The organism is Shewanella sp. GD03713, from assembly GCF_029843705.1.
Taxonomy (GTDB): Bacteria; Pseudomonadota; Gammaproteobacteria; order Enterobacterales; family Shewanellaceae; genus Shewanella.
Genome location: NZ_JAOCIW010000001.1, coordinates 2,938,589 through 2,958,462 on the forward strand (window position 1 = coordinate 2,938,589; position 19,874 = coordinate 2,958,462).

Here is a 19,874-nt window from a genome sequence, read left to right on the forward strand (position 1 = left end):
CACCTAAAAACAAACAAATCATCAAAAATAGTATTTGGCAAAATCCCGAATCGCTGGCACATTGATACTCAATTGAGACATCCTCAAATGAAATACAGCGGTTTAGGAGTTGCATTATGTGTTCAATTTTTTCAATTTTAGATATTCAATCCGATGCGAAAGAGCTACGCCAAGTGGCACTGGAAATGTCCAAACTGATGCGCCATCGCGGCCCCGATTGGTCAGGCATTTACGCCAGCGATAAAGCGATTTTGGCCCATGAGCGCTTGGCGATTGTCGATATTGAACACGGTGCGCAGCCACTACTAACCGAAGACGGCAGCCTTATCCTCGCGGTCAACGGTGAGATCTACAACCATAAAGAACTCAAAGCCCAACTCGGCGATAAATACAGCTATCAAACCAACTCTGACTGCGAAGTGATCTTGGCGCTATATCAAGAATACGGCACTGAATTCCTTGATAAATTAAACGGTATTTTCGCCTTCGTACTCTACGATAAAGCCAAAGATGCCTACCTTATTGGCCGTGATCATATGGGTATTATCCCGCTCTACACTGGGCGTGATGCGGCGGGTAACTTCTACGTGGCCTCCGAAATGAAGGCACTGATGCCGGTCTGTAAAACCGTGGCCGAATTTCAGCCTGGGCAATATCTGTACTCAAGCATCGGTGAGCCAGTGCAATACTACACTCGCGATTGGCAGAGCTTTGATGCGGTGAAAGATAACGGCGCCAGCCAGGAAGAATTACGTGATGCCCTCGAAGCCGCCGTTAAGCGCCAATTGATGTCCGACGTGCCCTACGGCGTGTTGTTGTCTGGCGGTTTAGATTCCTCGGTGATCTCGGCGATTACCCAAACCTTTGCCAAACGCCGTATCGAAGATGACGATCAAAGTGGTGCTTGGTGGCCACAGCTGCACTCCTTTGCCGTTGGGTTAAAAGGCGCGCCGGATTTAGCAGCTGCTAAGAAGGTCGCCGATGCGATTGGTACCATTCACCACGAGATCAACTTTACCTTCCAAGAGGGTTTAGATGCGATTAAAGAAGTCATCTACCACTTAGAAACCTATGATGTCACCACCATTCGTGCCGCGACACCCATGTACCTGATGGCGCGTAAAATCAAGGCGATGGGCATTAAAATGGTGTTATCGGGTGAAGGTGCCGACGAACTCTTTGGCGGTTACTTGTACTTCCACAAGGCGCCAAACGCGCAGGCCTTCCACGAGGAACTCGTGCGTAAACTGGATAAACTGCATCTGTTCGATTGTCTGCGCGCCAACAAAGCCATGGCGGCGTGGGGACTCGAAGCCCGTGTGCCTTTCCTCGATAAGGAATTTATGGATGTGGCGATGCGTATCAACCCTGAGGCAAAAATGTCTAAGGATGGTCGGATTGAGAAACACATTCTGCGCCAAGCTTTTGAGCATAAATTGCCAAAAGAAGTCGCCTGGCGTCAAAAGGAGCAATTCAGCGATGGCGTGGGTTACTCTTGGATCGATGGTTTAAAAGCCCATGCCGCTGAGCAAGTCGACGACTTGCAACTGGCCAATGCGAAGTTCCGCTTCCCGTACAACACACCAGAAACCAAGGAAGCCTATTTCTACCGTTGTTTCTTTGAAGAGCATTATCCATTGCCAAGTGCCGCCGAAACGGTTCCCGGTGGCAAGTCGGTCGCCTGCTCTACGCCTGAAGCGCTGGCGTGGGACGAAAGCTTACGTGGCATTATCGACCCATCAGGCCGCGCCGTACGCTCAGTGCATGCTGCTAGTTATTAATCGCTGAGGCATGTCATCAAGATAAAAGCCACCCTAGGGTTAACACCGATCAGTTAAGGCATTGATCAGTTGAACGATCCTACGGATGGTTAACAATACCCTCAGTACACTAATTGCTGAGGGTATTTTTTATGTTGGCTCACTGGCTGATTGATGTCGATACGTTTGCTGCACCAGAATCACTGGCTCTCTTCCAAAAAGAACTCCCGCTCGAATGGATAGAGCAAGCCCTTGATTCTACCAATAAAGCCAGCATGAGACGGCGTAAGTTACCCGCCGAACTTGTCGTTTGGCTAATTGTCGGTATTGGCTTGTATCGGGATAAACCCATCACGGAAGTTTTAGATAAACTAGACCTCAAGCTTTCCAACCACTTAGGGGATTCTGTTGCACCAAGTGCTATTCCTCAAGCGAGAAAGCGCCTCACCGCCCAACCTTTGGAAGCGCTTTTTAAACTGACAGCAGCCCATTGGACCCAGCAGGAAGATAGCGATGACAAATGGTTTGGACTGAGTTTACTTTCTGTCGACGGCACTCAGTTCCGCACCCATGATACCGCCTGTCTTGCAGAGCACTTCCAATACATCAAGTACAATGAAAACCACCATACTGAATACCCGATTGTTCGATTATGTGCCCTCACATCGCTGCGAAGTCGTTTATTACATGATGTTGTCTTTGGGCCCAGCTCGACAGGAGAGGTCTCTTATGCCAAACAGCTGGCCGCTTCAGCCCCCGCTCACTCCCTGACGATTTTTGACCGCTGTTACCTCAGTGCCGAGTTGATGATTAATTGGCAACGGCAACATACGACGAGTCACTGGATGACGCCGATAAAATCCAACACGCAATATGAAGTGGTTGAGCAACTGGATAAGGAAGGGCGAGACCTTTTAGTGGAAATGAAAGTGTCAGCCCATGCTCGGAAACAAGACCCAAGCTTGCCGGAGAAATGGCAAGCCCGCCTTGTCCTGTACCCTAAGCCAGAACAACCTAATCACGTCATAGGTGTTCTCACCTCCTTAACGAGTCTGGAATATGGTACGCAGTCATTACTGGATGTGTATTTTGAACGATGGGAAATAGAGAACAGCTACGGAGAGATAAAGCACAATATGCTCGAAGATGAAGTGCTGCTACGAAGTCAGTCTGTGGAGGGGGTAATACAAGAAATCTGGGGAATATTGATAGCTTACAATTTGGTTCGCCTGGAAATCAGTCGTATTGCGAGAGAGGCGCAGGTATCGCCATTGCGTATAAGTTTTATGATGGCATTGAGAGATATTCAGGATGAGCTGATGTGGTGTGCGATAGCCTCCCCCGGCTCCATCCCGAGAAAGCTAAGGGCCATGCGGGAGAGAGTTAAACGCTACATACTGCCCCAAAAAAGAAAACGGCCCAAAGCAAGGACCGTTCGTATCAATAAAACTCGCTACCCTGTTCGCTCTAAACACCTTAAGTGATAGGTGTTAACCCTAGGGTGGCTTTTATCTTTAACTATCTAACTCTTTAAGACTTTGATTTAGCTTGACCACACGGCACCAAACATAAATGTTGCTTTGGAATATCACCTTGAGTATTTCAAGTAGAGCGAACTAAAAACCTAGGCCGATATCGCCAGCGGTGCAACGAGTGTCGCATCTTTAGCCTTGGAAATTTGCCCAGAATACGTTGCAAGAAACGCCTTCCCCGCCTTTATCCCTTGCTGATAATCAATGCGTAAATCCGCATCTGTGCTGCCTAACAGCTTGCTCTGTAATGGCGCCTTCGAAAAAATCTGCACAATTTCAACATCATCTGGAGGATTGGCAATAAAGTCTAGCTCGGCCTGATAGGCCTCTTCATGCTGCACTAGGTAATCAATGGTCTTAGGGCAAAAACCAGAAACACAGATCCACGATTTAAGCTTATGTACCCAAGCCGATTGGGCTTGAAAGTCCTCATTGACCGTCCTGACCACCACAATTTTGCGGGCACCCCGTTTATACGCCTCACGCACGGGCAGCGGCGCCGCTAAGCCACCATCGAGGTAAAAGTCTTGCTTGGATTCGAGTGTCGCATCGCTATGATTAGCAGATCCAATCCCTAACCAAGGCGTTAACTTCACCCCCTGTTTATATAAAAAAGGCAAGGCGCTAGAGGCTTTGAGTAGTTCACGCCAGTGCTCATGACTGGTTGGACTCAAGAAATACCCTTGGCGGTCAGAGACTCGCGTGGTGGTAATAAGGAGTTCTCGGCCATTGAGGGAATGACTGGCCGCCGCTAAATCCAGCTTAAAGCTGCCACGCTGAGTCTGCTCAAAATACCAGTCGAGGTCGATGACATTGGCACCAATCAGACCACGCCCTAGCTGATAGAAGCGTTTATGGCGCGTAAGGCCCCGGATGAGTTTTTTGGCGTAACCCTTTTGTCTGGCTAAAAAACTGGTCAAGTTTTGCGAGCCTGCTGAGGTACCAATCAATAAATCGAAGGGGTCGAATTCCGCCTCAAGCCAAGCATCGAGTACGCCCGCAGTAAAAATGCCGCGCTGGCCACCGCCTTCTGCAATTAACGCTACTTTCGGCGCGGTAACAGATTGAGAGGCAGAAGATAAATAGCTAATCGGCGGCATAACTGACCTTATCGCAACAAAGACGCAATGGAGAATAGATAAGCTCAGTCTAAACAAAGATAGTCACAGTCAAAAACGGATAGAATCTATCGTTGTAATCGGTAAATGAAATATAAGAAGCGTTTCATGCGGATCATGGCATGGTTAGCAGCAATGCTAAAACACTCATGCACATTACAAAGATATAGCGAAATTTATCTTTATATACAATCTTTTGCACAATCAATCTATGCCCGCGAATCATCACGCGGGCATAGATGACACTTGGAAGCTTTACGCTAGAACTTATGGGTCAATTCCAAGGTGACATTACGCGGCTCACCGGGGAAATGGCCATTGCGCTCACTAAATCCGCTAACAGCATATTCCTTGTCGAAGATATTCTTCAGATTTACGCGCACTTGGGTTTGATCCCATTGGGTTGTCCAGCTCATATCAAACACTGTATGGGGTTTCACCGTTTGACCATTGAGGCTAAATTGCTCGCCCACATAGTCCATCCCGAAGGCAATGGCCGAATCAATCGCTTGAATATCGTAACGCGTCCATAAACCGGCTTGATGACGCGGCGCATTGGCAAAGTGTTTGCCGTCGCCAAAGGTGTTGGTCAAACTGTCGTTGGTCACACCTTTAATCACTTCGGTATCGTTATAGGCATAGTTGGCCGTCACGGTAAGATTATCAGTGAGATCGCCCACCAGCGTCCATTCCACCCCTTGGCTGCGTACTTCGCCTAAATTGACTAAGTTAGGAATACCATCGTCATCGCCGGTATCTAGAGGGTTTGCCTGAGCAACATTTTGTTTTTCAATGCGATAGAGTGCGAGCGTGGTCATAAACTGGCCATCAAGCCACTCGTTTTTCATCCCGAGTTCTATTTGATTACCAGTTTCGGGATCGAGTGCGCCGTCACTTTTAATGCTCTCTTGATCCGACAATGATGCCGGATTGAAACTCTCTGAGTAGTTCAAATAGAAAGACATAGATTCGATTGGACGATAATTCAGCCCAGCCCTTGGGGTAATGGCATTATCGCTAAAGGAGAATCCGGTCTTTTTGTCGTAATCATCAAACTGGCTAAAGCGTAGACCCGCAATTAAAGACCACTGCTCGTTGAAATGCAGATGTTCTTGCAGATAAAAGCCAAAACGGTTGGAGCGAGTACCGTCGGTATCCATGTCTTTTAACTGATAAGTACTCGGATTAGTTTCTCCGTAATTCAGCTCAAAGATATTGAGATTACCCACGCCTTCCTTGCTGGTCGCCAACTTGTAATGGTATTCGGTTTCGACGTAGTGATAATCACCACCAAACAGGAACTCATGCTCAAAACCTAAGGCATTAAAGCGATAGACAAAATCGTTGGTTAAACTGATTTCGTCATTGGCACGGGATTGGACACGATATTCACGTTTGATGGTGCCATCAGCGCTGTTTGCCTTACCATCACCGTTCACATCGACCCAGCCACGGGATTCGTGATATTGCTGATCGGATTCATTATTCAGGTAACGAATTTGAGTTTTTACCGAAAAATCATCACTAAATTGATGATCGAGAATCGCTTGCAGCACCAAGGCATCCATTTTCTGGAAGTCGCTCTTCTCGTTGGCATTGTAGGAAGGGTCAACCAGGAAATTCCCCGCATCATCCACGGGTACACCACGGAGTCGATTGCCGCCCAAATCCTGTCTTATCAGATCGAATGTGGTGGTCAGCTTAGTATCGTCACTGATTTCATACAGTAAGCCACCTGCTACTTCGGCATTTAAACTATCGGCATTGTTACGGAAGCTATCTTCCTGTTGATAATAGCCCCCCAATCGATAGGCTAAATCCTCGGTTAAACCGCCGGTGAAATCCAGCGAGCCGCCCATCATGTCGTAACTGCCCGTGCTTAAGGTGAGCTCTTTACGCTCGACAAAGGTCGGTTTTTTCGTCACATAGTTAATCATGCCGCCGGGCTCACCGCCGCCATAGAGTGCCGATGCCGGGCCTTTTAATACTTCAACCCGCTGCACGTTGAACAGTTGTGGCACCGAGAATCCCGAATACGGGTCGCCACGCACGCCATCGTAAAACACGTTGGCATCGTCGCGAAAGCCACGAAAGGTCACGCCGGAATAGCTAAATTCACTCACACCGGCAATGGAGCGGTATAAGTCAGTAATATTGCGGGCGGCTTGATCGTCAATCAGTTGCTCGGTCAGCACTTGCACTGACTGCGGCAGCTCCATCACATTAATTGCCGTTTTAGTGCCGATTTCCGTCTCTTTATCGACATACATCTGCATGGCGCGACCACGCACGACAATTCGCTCTGGCGCCTTAGTCTCAGCTTGTGTGCTGGCTTGTGCTTCGGCCTGTGTGTTGGTTTGTATATCGGCTTGTGCCGTTGAAGCACTTTCTTGCTCGGGTTGACTCTCTTGAGCGTTAGGCGCAGCCGCAAAGACCAAATGCGGCATCAGGGCAAGCGTTAGTATTGAATAGGCAAAACGTGATTTCACAAAGTCCCCCAACCTTGAGCAAACCTGTGGTTTACCCATGTCATCTAAAATGTGCCGTCATTATAAAGTTTGATTATTAGATGACAATAATTCTCATTTAAATTTACATCGGTCGGGGTTTGTAACAATTGTAAAGAGAGTCCATTCATTATGTACGGATATAAGTGCATGGCTCTTAGTGTATGGCTCCTATTGAATGGCGCTGAATGAAAGCTATCTTAATAAAAAAGCCAGCATCACGCTGCTGGCTTTGACTGGTTGTAACACTTTGAAGGTAAACTTAAAAAATCGCCTCATCGAGCGTGGTTAACATCTCACTCGCCAGCTCCAACTGTTTACGCAGACTGCGACTCTGCACGGCCCAATACGCCATGTAAAAGTCCGCCGTTTTCAGTTTAGCTTGGTAAAAATCGGACTCTTGCGTGCCATTATCGAGCGCAGTCAGGGCAATCTTAGTCATACGCGCCCACATCCATGCAAGGGCAGTAATACCAAATAACTCGAGATACGCCATCGATGCCGCGCCAATAATGTCGGGATTGCTGGCTGCATGGGTCGCTAAATAACCGCTCGCCTTTTGTAAATCGGTGGCGCAATCCATTAGCCCACTGATATAGGGCTGCATTTGCGGATCTTTACCCTGTGATTGAATAAACTCAGTCACTAACGCAGACCATTGCTGCATGGCAGCGCCGCGATCGCTCAGCAATTTACGCCCAACTAAATCGAGCGCCTGGATACCGTTAGTGCCTTCATAAATCAAAGCGATACGGCTATCACGCACGAACTGTTCCATGCCCCACTCGTGGATATAGCCATGACCACCAAATACTTGCTGGGCATCCACACAGGCGTTAAAACCACGGTTTGTGATAAAGCCTTTCACCACTGGTGTAAATAACGCCGCTAACTGGGCGGCCACTTTAGCTTTGGCAGGATCGCTATGGCGCTCTGCCTCATCGAGCCACAGTGCCTGCTGGCCAACGAGTGCCCGGGCACCTTCATTAAAGGCTTTTTGCGATAACAACATCCGGCGCACATCACCGTGAACCAAAATCGGATCGGCGGCTTTTTCGGGCGCCTTAGCCCCACTAATGGCGCGGCTCTGCAATCTATCCTTGGCGTAGGCCAAGGCATTTTGATAGGCGATTTCGGACACGCCTAATCCCTGCATCCCGACACCAAGGCGCGCTTGGTTCATCATGGTAAACATGGCGCGCAGCCCTTGATGGGGTTCGCCGACTAACTCACCGAGTGCCCCCTCAAATACCATCACGCAGGTTGAATTACCGTGGATCCCCATTTTGTGCTCGAGGCCGCTAGCATAGAGGCTGTTCGCCTCACCTAAACTGCCATCACTGTTCACCAACACTTTAGGCACGGCAAACAGCGAAATCCCCTTCACGCCTTCGGGGGCATCGGGTAAACGGGCGAGCACCAAATGCACAATATTATCGGTAAATTGATGGTCACCCGAGGAGATAAAAATCTTCTCCCCAGTGATGACAAAGTAGCCGTCCGCCGCGGGAACGGCCTTAGTACGCAGCAGTGCTAAATCGGTTCCTGCATGGGATTCGGTTAGGTTCATGGTGCCAGTCCATTCACCACTCACTAATTTGGCTAAATACTTCTGTTTCAGCGCCTCACTGCCGTGGGCATGAATGGCCGCATAGGCGCCATGGGTCAGGCCGGGATACATGGCAAAGGCCATGTTGGTCGAGGTTTGCATCTCTGTGGCGAAAATACCGACCACTTCGGGCAGTCCTTGGCCGCCATAGGCGGGATCGCAGGTCAGTGTAGGCCAGCCATTATCGACAAACTGCTGATAGGCGTCGGCAAAACCTTCGGGGGTAACCACTTTGCCATCCACGAGTTTGCAGCCCTGCACGTCCCCTACGCTATTTAACGGCAACATCACCTCAGTACTGAAATCCGCCATACCCTGTAGGATGGCATCGACCAGATCGGGGTCGATTTCATCGAAGCCTTTTAAGGCATCTTGCTGATAAATATGCAACATTTCATCGAGGATAAATTGATAGTCACGTAGTGGTGCTTGATAGACTGGCATAATCGCTTCCCTTTCTTGTTTTATGGCAATGAACTCAGTGCTCTGACCACTTTAGCTAAATCTGTTGAAAAAGGAAGCATCTGGACCTTGGCACAATGACTTTTGTTTACACAATCGAACAGCGAAACCGTAAATTGATCGCAACAAAGGCTTATGCTCAAGTGCAAAAGTTTGTAAGCTAAGTGTCTGTATTGCTGATACGTCATCAGGTTGAGGATATTGTTACTATGGGTTCTGTTACCACCAAAAAACACGCAAACGGGCTCGATTATGTCGAAGTGAACACTGCGTTATGCCAAGCAAGGATTTTTTTACAGGGCGCGCAAATCGATCATTTTCAACCCGTAGGTAAGCCGCCCTTGTTATGGGTGTCTTCGGCGGATGACTATCAACCGGGTAATGGGATCCGTGGCGGTGTACCTGTCTGCTGGCCTTGGTTTGGCATGAGCAACCAAGCTAATTTTCCACAACATGGTTTTGCCCGTACCCGTATTTGGACACTCGAGTCGGTTGAGATGCGTAATCAATTGGTAGATTTGCGTTTCAGCTTAACGATCGGTGAAGAAGATAAGGTTTTTTGGCCGCACCATACCCAAGTCAACGTCCTCTTTACCTTAGGTGAAACCTTAAGTATCAGCTTAGTTAACACTAACCTTGGCGATGTGCCCGTAACACTCACCCAAGCACTACACAGTTATTTTCCAATTGAAGATATTCACCAACTTAAAGCCACGGGTTTTAGTGGTGCTCAATATATTGAGTTTGCCGAAGGGCCTTACCCGCAAACAACGGACGACGTGCTATTCGACCGCGAAACCGATCGCGTTTACACCAAGCTAGGCCCAGTACAACACTTACATACGCCCCAAGGTGTGATTGAAGTGAGCCGCGAAAATAGCCACTCGGCCGTGTTGTGGAACCCTTGGATTGAAAAATCAACTCGCCTTGCCCGCTTTAATGACGATGACTATCTGACCATGGTGTGTTTAGAAGCCGCCAATGTGCTTGAAGATAAATTAACGCTGGCCCCCGGCGAGAGTCACAGTTTAGTCACCCATATTCGCTGGGCAGACTAATCCGTCTTTGTCGATATCCCATCAATGTAAAAGCCCAGTGCATGACTGGGCTTTTTTATGCCATCAAATTCACGATGGTCATCTATTTGGCAATCACCGCCTACTTAGTGTTTTTCTCAAAACGCGCTAACAAGCTTGAGGTGTCCCAACGATTACCGCCCATGGCTTGAACTTCAGAATAAAACTGATCCACTAATGCGGTTAAGGGTAAGTGCGAGCCATTGCGGCGAGCTTCTTCTAGGGCAATGCCTAAATCCTTACGCATCCAATCGACGGCAAAACCAAAATCATAGCTTTGGCCCCACATGGTTTTGTAGCGATTTTCCATCTGCCAGCTTTGCGCCGCGCCTTTACTGATCACTTCAACCACTTTTTCACCGTCAAGGCCAGCCTTACGGGCAAATTGCAGGGCTTCGGCAAGGCCTTGTACCACACCTGCGATACAAATTTGGTTAACCATCTTAGTGAGTTGACCTGCTCCTACCTCACCTAAACGCTCGGCGCAGCGCGCAAACGCCTCGATAACGGGCTTTACACGCTCGAACACGGCTTGATCGCCCCCGACCATCACGGTCAGCACGCCATTTTCGGCGCCAGCTTGGCCCCCCGATACAGGCGCATCGAGAAAATCGATGCCTTTTTCGGCCAGCACTTTATGTAATTCACGGGCCACATCGGCAGAAGCCGTTGTATGGTCAACCAGTACAGTGCCTTGAGCCATACCATGGATCACGCCATCATTGCCTAATACCACTTCACGCAAGTCGTTATCGTTGCCTACGCAGGTAAACACAATATCTTGGCCAATAGCCGCCTCTTTGGGCGTTGGGCAACAACGACCGCCGTAGTTCTCAACCCAAGTTTGTGCCTTGGCAAAAGTGCGGTTATACACAGTAACCTCATGGCCCTTGTTGAGTAAGTGTCTTGCCATGGGGTAACCCATTACGCCTAAACCAATAAATGCGACTTTTGCCATGAGGAATTCCTTTGATTGATAAACAAGGTGAAACGTTTTACACCACACATTTTACTGCGTTCATTAACACCGCCAGATTGACAATACTGAATTGACCACAATGGACTAACGACACGCTGAACGCGCGCTTATGTTACTCCGAGAAAGACCCGACCTAAACTAAAAAAATGCGAGCAAGTGTTTCAACTTAAAGGGTCAATCGGTAAAAAAAACGCTGGCGGCAGTGTAGCACTCGCTTAGGCGAGCGTCAGAGTAAAAATGCCCTTGGCAGCAAACGCAGTGTTCGACAGAAACAACAAAGGCGCACTAAGGCGCCTTTGTGTTATATCACGAGCCAAAATCACTTTTGCACGTGGGCTTCCATTTCGGCGCCAATTTTCTTGCGCATCTCCATTAAACGCAGCGCAGAATCACGCAGGTGAATATCATGCTCAGTCTGCGGCACCCATTCAGGCACAGGTGTCGGTTGTCCATTTTCATCCACGGCCACCATGATAACGATACAGTGAGTAGTGAGATGGCGCTCAGAGACCTTAGGATCCCCTGCTCGCACATCAATACCGATATGCATCGAGGTCTTGCCGGTATAAATCACCTTTGCGCTGACTTCGACAATATTGCCCACAAGGATCGGCTGTACAAATCGAATTCCCCCCGCATAGGCGGTAATGCAATATTTACCACTCCAACCCGCAGCGCAAGCATAGGCCGCAAGGTCAATCCATTTCATCACAGCGCCGCCGTGAACCTTACCACCAAAATTCACATCCGCAGGCTCAGACAAAAATCTCAGGGTAATTTGTCTATCGATACCAGCCATATAACCTCAACTTATTCAGCCTCTGTGGCTCAATGATTTTGCAATAAGTTGAGTTTACGATAGAAATGCGCAATAGCGTAAAGATAATTACGATTGTCCCAGTGAAGAGAACCGATTTAGCCAAAGTAGCTTATCAGCCCGCAGGTGAGTAATAATCCCGGCAACGCTAGGCGATACAACCACAGTTGTAATTGACTGCTAACAAAGCGAGTGCCCTTGCCATAAGTGTAAATACCCAACCCCGCCAAAAACAGCCCAATCACTTCAAATCCCGATGACATATGGTTGCTGCCACCGACACTGATGGCAGTCACCAACAACGCAAACCACACCAGTACATATGCGGCAATGGCAAAGGTGAAGGTCTTCATGCCGATATCCATATTCGGATGCCAAACTTTGGATTCACCACGGATAAGTTCGGTCAAATTTGCGGTTACGGCGCCAACGATTGGCACAAGTGGGATCACCAGAGGGTTTAACATGACAAGCATCCATTTAAGCGGTATATGCCTGTCATTATCGGCGGCAAGCTGGATTAAACAAGCTTGATGAACAAAGGTTAACTATTTGGATATCAGCAGGTTAGAAAGTGATATTCGGCACAATTCGGGCATAAAAAATGCGCCTATAGGCGCATTTTTTATTGAGCTAACCGTTGTTTAAACTTTCTTAAACAGCAATGAACCGTTTGTGCCACCAAAACCGAAGGAGTTACACAGGGCGTACTCTAACTTCACATCGCGGGCGGTGTGCGCCACGAAGTCTAAATCACAGCCTTCATCTGGATTATCGAGGTTGATGGTCGGTGGTACAGCTTGATCGCGCAGTGCAAGCAGGGTGAAAATCGCTTCTACTGCACCCGCAGCGCCCAGCAAGTGACCCGTCATAGACTTAGTCGAACTGACCAGCAGGTTGTAGGCATGATCGCCAAACACAGATTTCACCGCTGCCGCTTCGGCTTTATCGCCCGCAGGTGTTGAAGTGCCGTGGGCATTGATATAACCAATTTTCTCAAATGGCAACTTGGCATCATTCACTGCATTGACCATAGCCGCAGCAGCGCCCGCACCATCGCTTGGAGGCGATGTCATGTGGAACGCATCACCGCTCATACCAAAGCCAACGAGTTCACCATAAATGGTCGCGCCGCGCGCCTTAGCGTGCTCGTATTCTTCCATCACCATCACACCTGCACCATCGCCGATGACAAAACCATCACGGTCTTTGTCCCACGGACGGCTGGCTGCCGTTGGGTCATCGTTACGGGTCGACAGCGCTTTAGCTGCGCCAAAACCACCCACGCCTAATGGACAAGTGACATCTTCGGCACCGCCAGCAACCATCACGTCGGCGTCGCCATAGGCGATAGTACGCGCCGCAAAACCGATGTTGTGCACACCGGTAGTACAAGCGGTCGTGACGGCAAAGTTAGGGCCTGTCATACCGTACATAATCGATAAATGGCCAGCAATCATATTGATGATGGTGCTTGGCACGAAGAAAGGCGAAATCTTACGGGGGCCACCGCTTAATAGCGCGCTGTGGTTTTGTTCGATTAACCACATACCGCCCATGCCCGCACCAATTGCGGTACCGACGCGGCCAGGATTTACTTTGCTCATATCCAGACCCGAGTCTTGGATAGCTTGGATGCCAGCAGCCATACCATACTGAATAAAGAGGTCCATTTTACGGGCGTCTTTCTTGGTTAAGTACTGCTCAACATCAAAATCTTTTACAGAACCACTGAAACGAGTGGTGAATTCGCTGGCATCAAATTTGGTTATAGGTGCAATACCACTCTTACCCGAAAGCAGCGCCTTCCAAGTAGTATCGACAGTATTGCCCACGGGAGTTACTAACCCTAAACCGGTTACCACTACACGACGTTTAGACACGGCAGTCACCTTTTAATGCTAAATAGATAAGGTTATGACAGATAACGGTGTTTCTATCATAAAGAGTCTTCGCCAATCTGCGGCGAGCATCTCATGGACAAATGCAACACAGGTTCCAGAGACGATTGAATGGCACTAATGCAGAATTGGGCGGGGCTAAAACAAAAACAGGCGGCATATTTGCCGCCTGTTCTCTAGAATTCAGAATTACTGATTCTTAGAAACGTAATCGATCGCTGCTTGAACAGTAGTGATCTTTTCAGCTTCTTCATCAGGGATCTCGGTATCAAACTCTTCTTCCAGAGCCATAACCAACTCAACAGTGTCCAGAGAATCTGCACCCAGATCGTCAACGAAAGATGCCGCTGGTTTAACGTCTTCTTCTTTAACGCCCAGTTGCTCTACAATGATTTTCTTTACACGTTCTTCGATGTTGCTCATTAGTTTTCTTTCCTATTCAAATTACGCACTTGCGTAAGATTGCGAGTAGTTTATTAGATTTGGCTGACAATGCAAGCTTAGTTTTCGTGGTCTAACCACGAAATTTAGCGACCAATTGATACAGATCACTACTCAGTTGCGACAGTATCCCTGCCATCCGCCCTTAAACCATGTACATTCCGCCATTCACATGCAAGGTCTCGCCTGTGATATAAGCGGCAGAATCCGATGCCAAGAAGAGTACAGCATTAGCAATTTCTTGCGCTTGCCCTAATCGTTCCATCGGAACCTGAGACATGATAGCTTTTTGCTGATCTTCGGTCAGCTCATCAGTCATATCGGTCTGGATAAATCCAGGAGCGATAGCATTAACTGTAATTTGACGAGATGCAACCTCTCTTGCAAGAGATTTTGTAAATCCGATCAAACCAGCCTTTGCAGCCGAGTAGTTAACTTGACCTGCATTGCCCATAGTGCCTACCACTGAACCAATATTGATGATCCGGCCGAAGCGCTTTTTCATCATGGTACGCATCACAGGTTTTGATAGTCTGAACAATGATGTCAGGTTGGTATCGATGATATCGTTCCATTCATCATCTTTCATTCGCATCAGCAAGTTATCACGGGTGATACCCGCGTTGTTGACTAGAATATCAACATCACCCGCTTTTTCTTTGATCGAATCGAATAAATCGGTGACGGATTGACTATCGGTAACATTAAGCACTAAACCAAAACCTTTGTCACCCAGATATTCTTGAATTGCTGCGGCGCCCTTCTCACTTGTGGCAGTTCCTACCACAATCGCACCGGCTTCGACTAAGGTTTCGGCAATCGCGCGGCCAATACCACGGCTCGCGCCTGTCACTAAGGCAACTTTGCCCGCTAAACTCAGATTGATACTCATACAAACTCCTTATTCAGTTAACGCGGCAAGGGATGCAACGTCATTAACTGCTTGGGCAGAAAGAGATTTATTAATGCGTTTCGCAAGACCTGTCAATACTTTACCTGGGCCACACTCAACTAACTGGGTAATGCCCTTTTCAGCCATTAATTCAACGGTTTCGCTCCAGCGCACTGGGCAATAAAGTTGACGAACCAGCGCATCTTTAATGTCGGCGACCGCGATTGGTGATGCCACATCTACGTTATTGATAACGCTGATGCTTGGCGTATTAAACTGCACTTCGTTTAAAGCTACCGCTAATTTATCAGCGGCAGGTTTCATTAATGCGCAGTGTGATGGCACGCTGACAGGCAACGCTACCGCCATTTTAGCGCCCGCCGCTTTACAGGCCGCAGCTGCACGTTCAACCGCTTCTTTTTGACCGGCAATAACCACTTGGCCAGGGCTGTTGAAGTTAACCGGACTCACTACTTCGCCTTGGGCGGCTTCAATACACGCATTGGCAATACCGTCATTATCCAGACCGATAATCGCGTACATAGCGCCAGTACCGGCTGGTACGGCTTGCTGCATCAGTTGACCACGTAGCTCAACCAGTTTGATCGCATCTTTAAAGTCGATGACACCAGCACAAACTAATGCAGAATATTCGCCTAGGCTGTGACCCGCTAACATCGCAGGCATGGCCTTGCCAGAAGCAACATAGGCACGCCAAATCGCCACACTTGCCGCTAATAAGGCAGGCTGGGTTTTATCGGTTTCATTTAGGGTTTCAACGGGGCCATCTTGCACTAATGCCCACAGATCATACCCTAACACCTCACTCGCTTCGGCAAAGGTTTGTCCCACAATCGGCTGCGCACCAGCCAGCTCGGCTAACATGCCTAGAGCCTGTGAACCTTGGCCTGGAAATACAAAAGCTACATTTTCCATATCAAATTACCTATGGCGAACTTAATTTATTGAACACTAAACCGTTATCTTGGACAGCAAACCAAGATAACGATAATTAGGAATTTAGTCGTATCCAGATACGGTTAAAAACGGACGAGCGCACTGCCCCACGCAAAACCGGCACCGAAGGCTTCGAGCAGCAATAGCTGACCACGTTGGATCCGGCCATCACGCACGGCCTCGTCTAAGGCAATCGGTACCGACGCCGCCGAGGTATTACCGTGTTTGGCAAGGGTTAACACCACTTTATCTAAGCTCATGTCCAGCTTTTTTGCCGTGGCATTAATAATGCGGAAGTTAGCCTGATGGGGAACCAACCAGTCGATTTCCGACTTGTCGATATTATTCAGGCGCAATGTTTCAGTGACTACATGGGATAACTGAGTCACAGCTACTTTAAAAACGTCATTACCTTTCATGGTCATAAAGCCAACCGCCTCAGAGGTTTCCCCCTGACGAGGTGGGAAGGCGCACTTAAGCAAGTCACCTTGGCGACCATCGGCATAAATATGGGTTGAAATAATCCCGGGCTCATCGGAAGCACCGATAACCGCCGCCCCTGCACCATCACCAAATAGGATAATAGTAGTGCGATCTTCTGGCTCACACAGACGGGATAATACGTCGGCGCCAATCACGAGGACTTTTTTCGCGGTACCATTTTTAACGAATTGATCCGCCACGGATAAGGCATACACAAAACCTGAACAAGCCGCCGCAATATCAAAGGCTGGAATGGTATGTACGCCGAGCATGGCTTGAATTTCGCAGGCCGCCGCAGGGAATGCATTTGCCGCACTGGTGGTGCCACAAATGATCATATCTAACTCTGATGCTTCTATGCCGGCCATTTCAAGCGCATTTAATGCCGCCTGATAGCCCATAGTTGAGACAGTTTCGTCTTGCGCCGCGATGCGACGCTCTGAAATACCTGTACGTTCAACAATCCATTGGTCACTGGTTTCCACCATTTTTTCCAAATCTTGATTGCTACGCACCTGCACTGGCAGATAACTACCAGTTCCGAGAATTTTTGTATGCATAAGGAGGAATCAGTTATTTATATCTAAAAGAATCGACTCCAAACGATCTTTTATCATTTCGGGGAGTCGACGTTGCGCTTCAGTCACTGCCAAACTAATTGCTTGTAAATAGGCAGTTTCATCCGCATTTCCATGGCTCTTTACAACTATGCCGCGCAATCCTATCAGACTTGCACCATTATAGTGGTCGGGGTTCATCTGGCTGAGGACCGCCTGAATGCGTGGGGCGATGAGTTTTGCCAAAAAACGCACGAAGAAACCTTGGGTTAGGCCACGTTTTAACAGATGAACCAATAACTTGGCAATGCCTTCAGAGGTTTTGAGCGTGATGTTACCCACAAAACCATCACAAACGATCACATCCACATTGCCCGAATAGATTTCATCACCTTCGATAAAGCCGGTGTAATTAATCTGATCGGTGTTTTGCAGTATTTGCGCCGCTTGTTGAACCTGATCGTTGCCTTTGATTTCTTCTGTGCCCACATTAAGGAGTGCTACTTTAGGGCGGGATTTTTTATCCACCGCCTCACACAACACAGAGCCCATCACGGCAAATTGGAAAAGCGTTTCTGAATCGCAGGAGATATTGGCACCTAAGTCCAATAAATAAACTGGCTTTTGCGTGACCGAGGGTAAACAACTGACCAACGCGGGTCTGTCTACACCGGGCAAGGTCTTCAATAACACCTTGGCCATGGCCATCAAGGCACCAGTATTACCCGCACTTACACACGCCGCAGCTCGTCCGTCACGCACCAGTTCAATCGACAAGCGCATCGAACTATTCTTGCGGGTACGTAAAGCGTGCACGGGTCTATCGGACATACTCACCACTTCATCGGTGTGAATGACTTCAATACGTGAGAGTAACGGTTGTTCTGCTTGACGCAGATAGACATCAATTTCAGTCTTATCGCCGACTAAAATGATTTTAAGGGAAGAGTGAGATTTTAGTGCCCGCAAGGCTGCAGGCACCGTGACGTGGGGGCCATGATCGCCACCCATCGCATCTAACGCGAGCGTCAGACTCGTCATTAGGAAACCAACAAATTACTTGTTGATTACCTTTTTACCGCGATAGAAACCATCAGCAGTCACGTTGTGACGCATATGGACTTCACCGCTGGTAGCGTCAACAGACAGCTGAGCAGTGCTCAGTGCGTCATGTGAACGGCGCATACCGCGCTTAGAACGAGATTTTTTATTCTGTTGTACAGCCATTGGCCCTGTCTCCTAGATTACTTGCTCTTCAGTTTTTCTAACACTGCAAACGGATTTGGACGCTCCTCTTGAGCGGGTTCGATCTCGCCTACAACTATGTCCATTGACCCGATGTTGCAATCAGTTTCTTCATGCATCGGGATGATAGGCATAGCGACTATCAATTCATCTTCGATCAATTGATGCAGACGTACTTCGCCAATCTCATTGCACTCAATTGGGTCATACGCATCCGGGAGCTCATCGATTTCTGCCTTAGTCCGGCATGGACCGAAGCAAAACTCGACCGTAACCTCAGTGGTAAATAGCGTCATGCAACGTTGACAAACCAGAGTGAGCTCCGTCACAGCCTTCCCTTTCAGGTAGACTATCCCCTGCAAATCTACGCCACATTCAATCGACACTGCCACATCGGAACAGTCGCCGGCACATAACTCATTTAATCTTCTCAATTGCTGCCCAGGCACTATCCCCTCATAGGTAGAACGGCTCGAGGCGGCGCGAAAAGGATCAATTGAAACCGGTATCTTTACTGTTTGCATAAGGCGCGCATATTATAGTTTGAAAACGCTAGAGTCAAAGAAAAATTTCTAACTTAAGTCCCAGTTTGCGACTTAAGTGATTCTCTAGCCCCAACATTGAAATTAACGGAAGCGAAATTTTACCCAAGCACGGGGCGGCGCACAAGCGTAAGCCGGCTAAAATAGCCGCACTCATCGTAAGAATCCCCGATTACCGCCCCAAAGTCATTCTATCTGCCACCACTCGCTTGCATTCAAGCGGCTAGGTTAGCGACAATGAGTCAGGTTTTCTTATGGATTTTACCGATGACGCCCCAGTTAGTTCTCGCTTCCACCTCTGTTTACCGACAAGCACTATTACAAAAGTTAGGCTTAGCCTTTGAGACTTGCAATCCGGATATCGATGAAAGCCCCATGGCAAATGAGTCCGCCCAAGACTTAGTCTTAAGGCTTGCCAAAGCCAAGGCCGAGGCAGGTGCGAGCCATTTTCCACAGGGATTCATTATAGGCTCAGATCAGGTCGCCGTGATTGACGACAAGATTATTGGTAAGCCATTAAATCGAGACAATGCGATCAAGCAGCTCAGCCAAGCCTCGGGCAAAGCAATCACCTTTTATACCGGTCTTGCGCTCTATGATGCTAAGACTGGAGAAGTGACGGCTCAGGTCGAACCTTTCACCGTGCATTTTCGTCAGCTGACGGCTGCGCAAATTGCCGCTTATGTCGATAAAGAGCAACCTTTTTATTGTGCGGGTAGCTTTAAGAGTGAAGGATTAGGGATTGCCTTGTTTAATCGCTTAGAAGGCCGCGATCCTAACACGTTGATTGGGCTGCCTTTAATACTATTAACTGAAATGCTGCTCACTCAAGGAATCGATGTCTTAGCCGACTAACGCGAAGCGGTTATTAAGGTTACATGACGCAAGTGCGACTAAATATGGGCAAGCGAGATGGCACTTGCCCATATCGCTTGCTCAAATGACTCAAAAAGCATTTGGATTACTCACGGTACAAGTTTTCAGTGCTCATTAATC

Annotated in this window: 18 protein-coding genes; 4 read left to right on the forward strand and 14 right to left on the reverse strand. The window is 48.3% G+C overall.

What is annotated here, in order from left to right; all coding sequences use genetic code 11:
• Window positions 1–116: 116 nt before the first annotated feature.
• Together asnB and N5E87_RS13020 are read left to right on the forward strand one after the other, a co-directional pair.
• Window positions 117–1,781: an asparagine synthase B gene (gene asnB / locus N5E87_RS13015; protein WP_011717455.1), complete on the forward strand. Its 1,665-nt coding sequence runs from the start codon at window positions 117–119 to the stop codon at window positions 1,779–1,781.
• 131 nt (window positions 1,782–1,912) lie between these two features.
• Window positions 1,913–3,244, forward strand: coding sequence for an IS4 family transposase (locus N5E87_RS13020; RefSeq protein WP_043015601.1), 1,332 nt, complete (start codon window positions 1,913–1,915; stop codon window positions 3,242–3,244).
• A 140-nt stretch (window positions 3,245–3,384) separates the two neighbouring features.
• Here the strand turns inward: N5E87_RS13020 and N5E87_RS13025 are convergent, their stop codons facing one another.
• The 3 genes from N5E87_RS13025 to N5E87_RS13035 form a co-directional block, all read right to left on the reverse strand.
• Window positions 3,385–4,392 (reverse strand): patatin family protein, encoded by a 1,008-nt coding sequence (locus N5E87_RS13025; RefSeq protein WP_086902626.1) that lies wholly within the window; start codon window positions 4,390–4,392, stop codon window positions 3,385–3,387.
• A 278-nt stretch (window positions 4,393–4,670) separates the two neighbouring features.
• Complete coding sequence (locus N5E87_RS13030; RefSeq protein ID WP_086902625.1) at window positions 4,671–6,899, reverse strand: TonB-dependent siderophore receptor; 2,229 nt, start codon at window positions 6,897–6,899, stop codon at window positions 4,671–4,673.
• A gap of 280 nt (window positions 6,900–7,179) precedes the next feature.
• Window positions 7,180–8,970, reverse strand: a complete 1,791-nt coding sequence (locus N5E87_RS13035) for an acyl-CoA dehydrogenase C-terminal domain-containing protein (RefSeq protein WP_086902624.1) — start codon at window positions 8,968–8,970, stop codon at window positions 7,180–7,182.
• Between the two features lie 227 nt (window positions 8,971–9,197).
• Between N5E87_RS13035 and N5E87_RS13040 the strand changes: the two genes are divergently transcribed.
• Window positions 9,198–10,046, forward strand: coding sequence for a D-hexose-6-phosphate mutarotase (locus tag N5E87_RS13040; protein WP_086902623.1), 849 nt, complete (start codon window positions 9,198–9,200; stop codon window positions 10,044–10,046).
• Between the two features lie 100 nt (window positions 10,047–10,146).
• Here N5E87_RS13040 and N5E87_RS13045 read toward each other — a convergent pair whose 3' ends face one another.
• The 11 genes from N5E87_RS13045 to yceD form a co-directional block, all read right to left on the reverse strand.
• Window positions 10,147–11,022, reverse strand: coding sequence for an NAD(P)-dependent oxidoreductase (locus N5E87_RS13045; protein ID WP_086902622.1), 876 nt, complete (start codon window positions 11,020–11,022; stop codon window positions 10,147–10,149).
• 340 nt (window positions 11,023–11,362) lie between these two features.
• Window positions 11,363–11,842, reverse strand: coding sequence for an acyl-CoA thioesterase (locus tag N5E87_RS13050; RefSeq protein ID WP_011623149.1), 480 nt, complete (start codon window positions 11,840–11,842; stop codon window positions 11,363–11,365).
• A 116-nt stretch (window positions 11,843–11,958) separates the two neighbouring features.
• The gene (locus N5E87_RS13055) at window positions 11,959–12,327 is read right to left on the reverse strand and encodes a hypothetical protein (RefSeq protein ID WP_086902621.1); all 369 of its coding nucleotides are present in this window, start codon (window positions 12,325–12,327) and stop codon (window positions 11,959–11,961) included.
• A gap of 177 nt (window positions 12,328–12,504) precedes the next feature.
• A complete protein-coding gene (fabF, locus tag N5E87_RS13060) occupies window positions 12,505–13,743 on the reverse strand; it encodes a beta-ketoacyl-ACP synthase II (RefSeq protein WP_039978489.1) in 1,239 nt (412 codons plus the stop codon).
• 207 nt (window positions 13,744–13,950) lie between these two features.
• Window positions 13,951–14,184, reverse strand: coding sequence for an acyl carrier protein (gene acpP / locus N5E87_RS13065; RefSeq protein ID WP_006081231.1), 234 nt, complete (start codon window positions 14,182–14,184; stop codon window positions 13,951–13,953).
• A gap of 163 nt (window positions 14,185–14,347) precedes the next feature.
• Window positions 14,348–15,094: a 3-oxoacyl-ACP reductase FabG gene (gene fabG, locus N5E87_RS13070; RefSeq protein WP_011623152.1), complete on the reverse strand. Its 747-nt coding sequence runs from the start codon at window positions 15,092–15,094 to the stop codon at window positions 14,348–14,350.
• Window positions 15,095–15,103: 9 nt separating this feature from the next.
• Window positions 15,104–16,030 carry an ACP S-malonyltransferase gene (gene fabD / locus N5E87_RS13075; RefSeq protein WP_086902620.1) on the reverse strand — a complete coding sequence of 309 codons (927 nt, stop codon included), beginning with the start codon at window positions 16,028–16,030 and terminating at the stop codon, window positions 15,104–15,106.
• A gap of 104 nt (window positions 16,031–16,134) precedes the next feature.
• Entirely contained in the window at window positions 16,135–17,094 is a 960-nt protein-coding gene (locus N5E87_RS13080; protein ID WP_086902619.1) for a beta-ketoacyl-ACP synthase III, read from the reverse strand.
• A gap of 9 nt (window positions 17,095–17,103) precedes the next feature.
• Window positions 17,104–18,132, reverse strand: a complete 1,029-nt coding sequence (gene plsX / locus N5E87_RS13085) for a phosphate acyltransferase PlsX (RefSeq protein ID WP_279775360.1) — start codon at window positions 18,130–18,132, stop codon at window positions 17,104–17,106.
• Window positions 18,133–18,147: 15 nt separating this feature from the next.
• Window positions 18,148–18,318, reverse strand: coding sequence for a 50S ribosomal protein L32 (gene rpmF / locus N5E87_RS13090; protein ID WP_011072715.1), 171 nt, complete (start codon window positions 18,316–18,318; stop codon window positions 18,148–18,150).
• A gap of 17 nt (window positions 18,319–18,335) precedes the next feature.
• Window positions 18,336–18,860: a 23S rRNA accumulation protein YceD gene (gene yceD / locus N5E87_RS13095; RefSeq protein WP_023267847.1), complete on the reverse strand. Its 525-nt coding sequence runs from the start codon at window positions 18,858–18,860 to the stop codon at window positions 18,336–18,338.
• A gap of 285 nt (window positions 18,861–19,145) precedes the next feature.
• Here yceD and N5E87_RS13100 point away from each other — a divergent pair, with 285 nt between their 5' ends.
• Window positions 19,146–19,733 carry a nucleoside triphosphate pyrophosphatase gene (locus N5E87_RS13100; RefSeq protein ID WP_086902618.1) on the forward strand — a complete coding sequence of 196 codons (588 nt, stop codon included), beginning with the start codon at window positions 19,146–19,148 and terminating at the stop codon, window positions 19,731–19,733.
• Window positions 19,734–19,874 lie beyond the last annotated feature (141 nt).

Coding starts and splice junctions, on each gene's coding strand:
- asnB (WP_011717455.1), top strand. CDS start 117: ATGTGTTCAATTTTTTCAATTTTAGATATTCAATCCGATGCGAAAGAG.
- N5E87_RS13020 (WP_043015601.1), top strand. CDS start 1,913: ATGTTGGCTCACTGGCTGATTGATGTCGATACGTTTGCTGCACCAGAA.
- N5E87_RS13025 (WP_086902626.1), bottom strand. CDS start 4,392: ATGCCGCCGATTAGCTATTTATCTTCTGCCTCTCAATCTGTTACCGCG.
- N5E87_RS13035 (WP_086902624.1), bottom strand. CDS start 8,970: ATGCCAGTCTATCAAGCACCACTACGTGACTATCAATTTATCCTCGAT.
- N5E87_RS13040 (WP_086902623.1), top strand. CDS start 9,198: ATGGGTTCTGTTACCACCAAAAAACACGCAAACGGGCTCGATTATGTC.
- N5E87_RS13045 (WP_086902622.1), bottom strand. CDS start 11,022: ATGGCAAAAGTCGCATTTATTGGTTTAGGCGTAATGGGTTACCCCATG.
- N5E87_RS13050 (WP_011623149.1), bottom strand. CDS start 11,842: ATGGCTGGTATCGATAGACAAATTACCCTGAGATTTTTGTCTGAGCCT.
- N5E87_RS13055 (WP_086902621.1), bottom strand. CDS start 12,327: ATGTTAAACCCTCTGGTGATCCCACTTGTGCCAATCGTTGGCGCCGTA.
- acpP (WP_006081231.1), bottom strand. CDS start 14,184: ATGAGCAACATCGAAGAACGTGTAAAGAAAATCATTGTAGAGCAACTG.
- fabG (WP_011623152.1), bottom strand. CDS start 15,094: ATGAGTATCAATCTGAGTTTAGCGGGCAAAGTTGCCTTAGTGACAGGC.
- fabD (WP_086902620.1), bottom strand. CDS start 16,030: ATGGAAAATGTAGCTTTTGTATTTCCAGGCCAAGGTTCACAGGCTCTA.
- N5E87_RS13080 (WP_086902619.1), bottom strand. CDS start 17,094: ATGCATACAAAAATTCTCGGAACTGGTAGTTATCTGCCAGTGCAGGTG.
- plsX (WP_279775360.1), bottom strand. CDS start 18,132: ATGACGAGTCTGACGCTCGCGTTAGATGCGATGGGTGGCGATCATGGC.
- rpmF (WP_011072715.1), bottom strand. CDS start 18,318: ATGGCTGTACAACAGAATAAAAAATCTCGTTCTAAGCGCGGTATGCGC.
- yceD (WP_023267847.1), bottom strand. CDS start 18,860: ATGCAAACAGTAAAGATACCGGTTTCAATTGATCCTTTTCGCGCCGCC.
- N5E87_RS13100 (WP_086902618.1), top strand. CDS start 19,146: ATGACGCCCCAGTTAGTTCTCGCTTCCACCTCTGTTTACCGACAAGCA.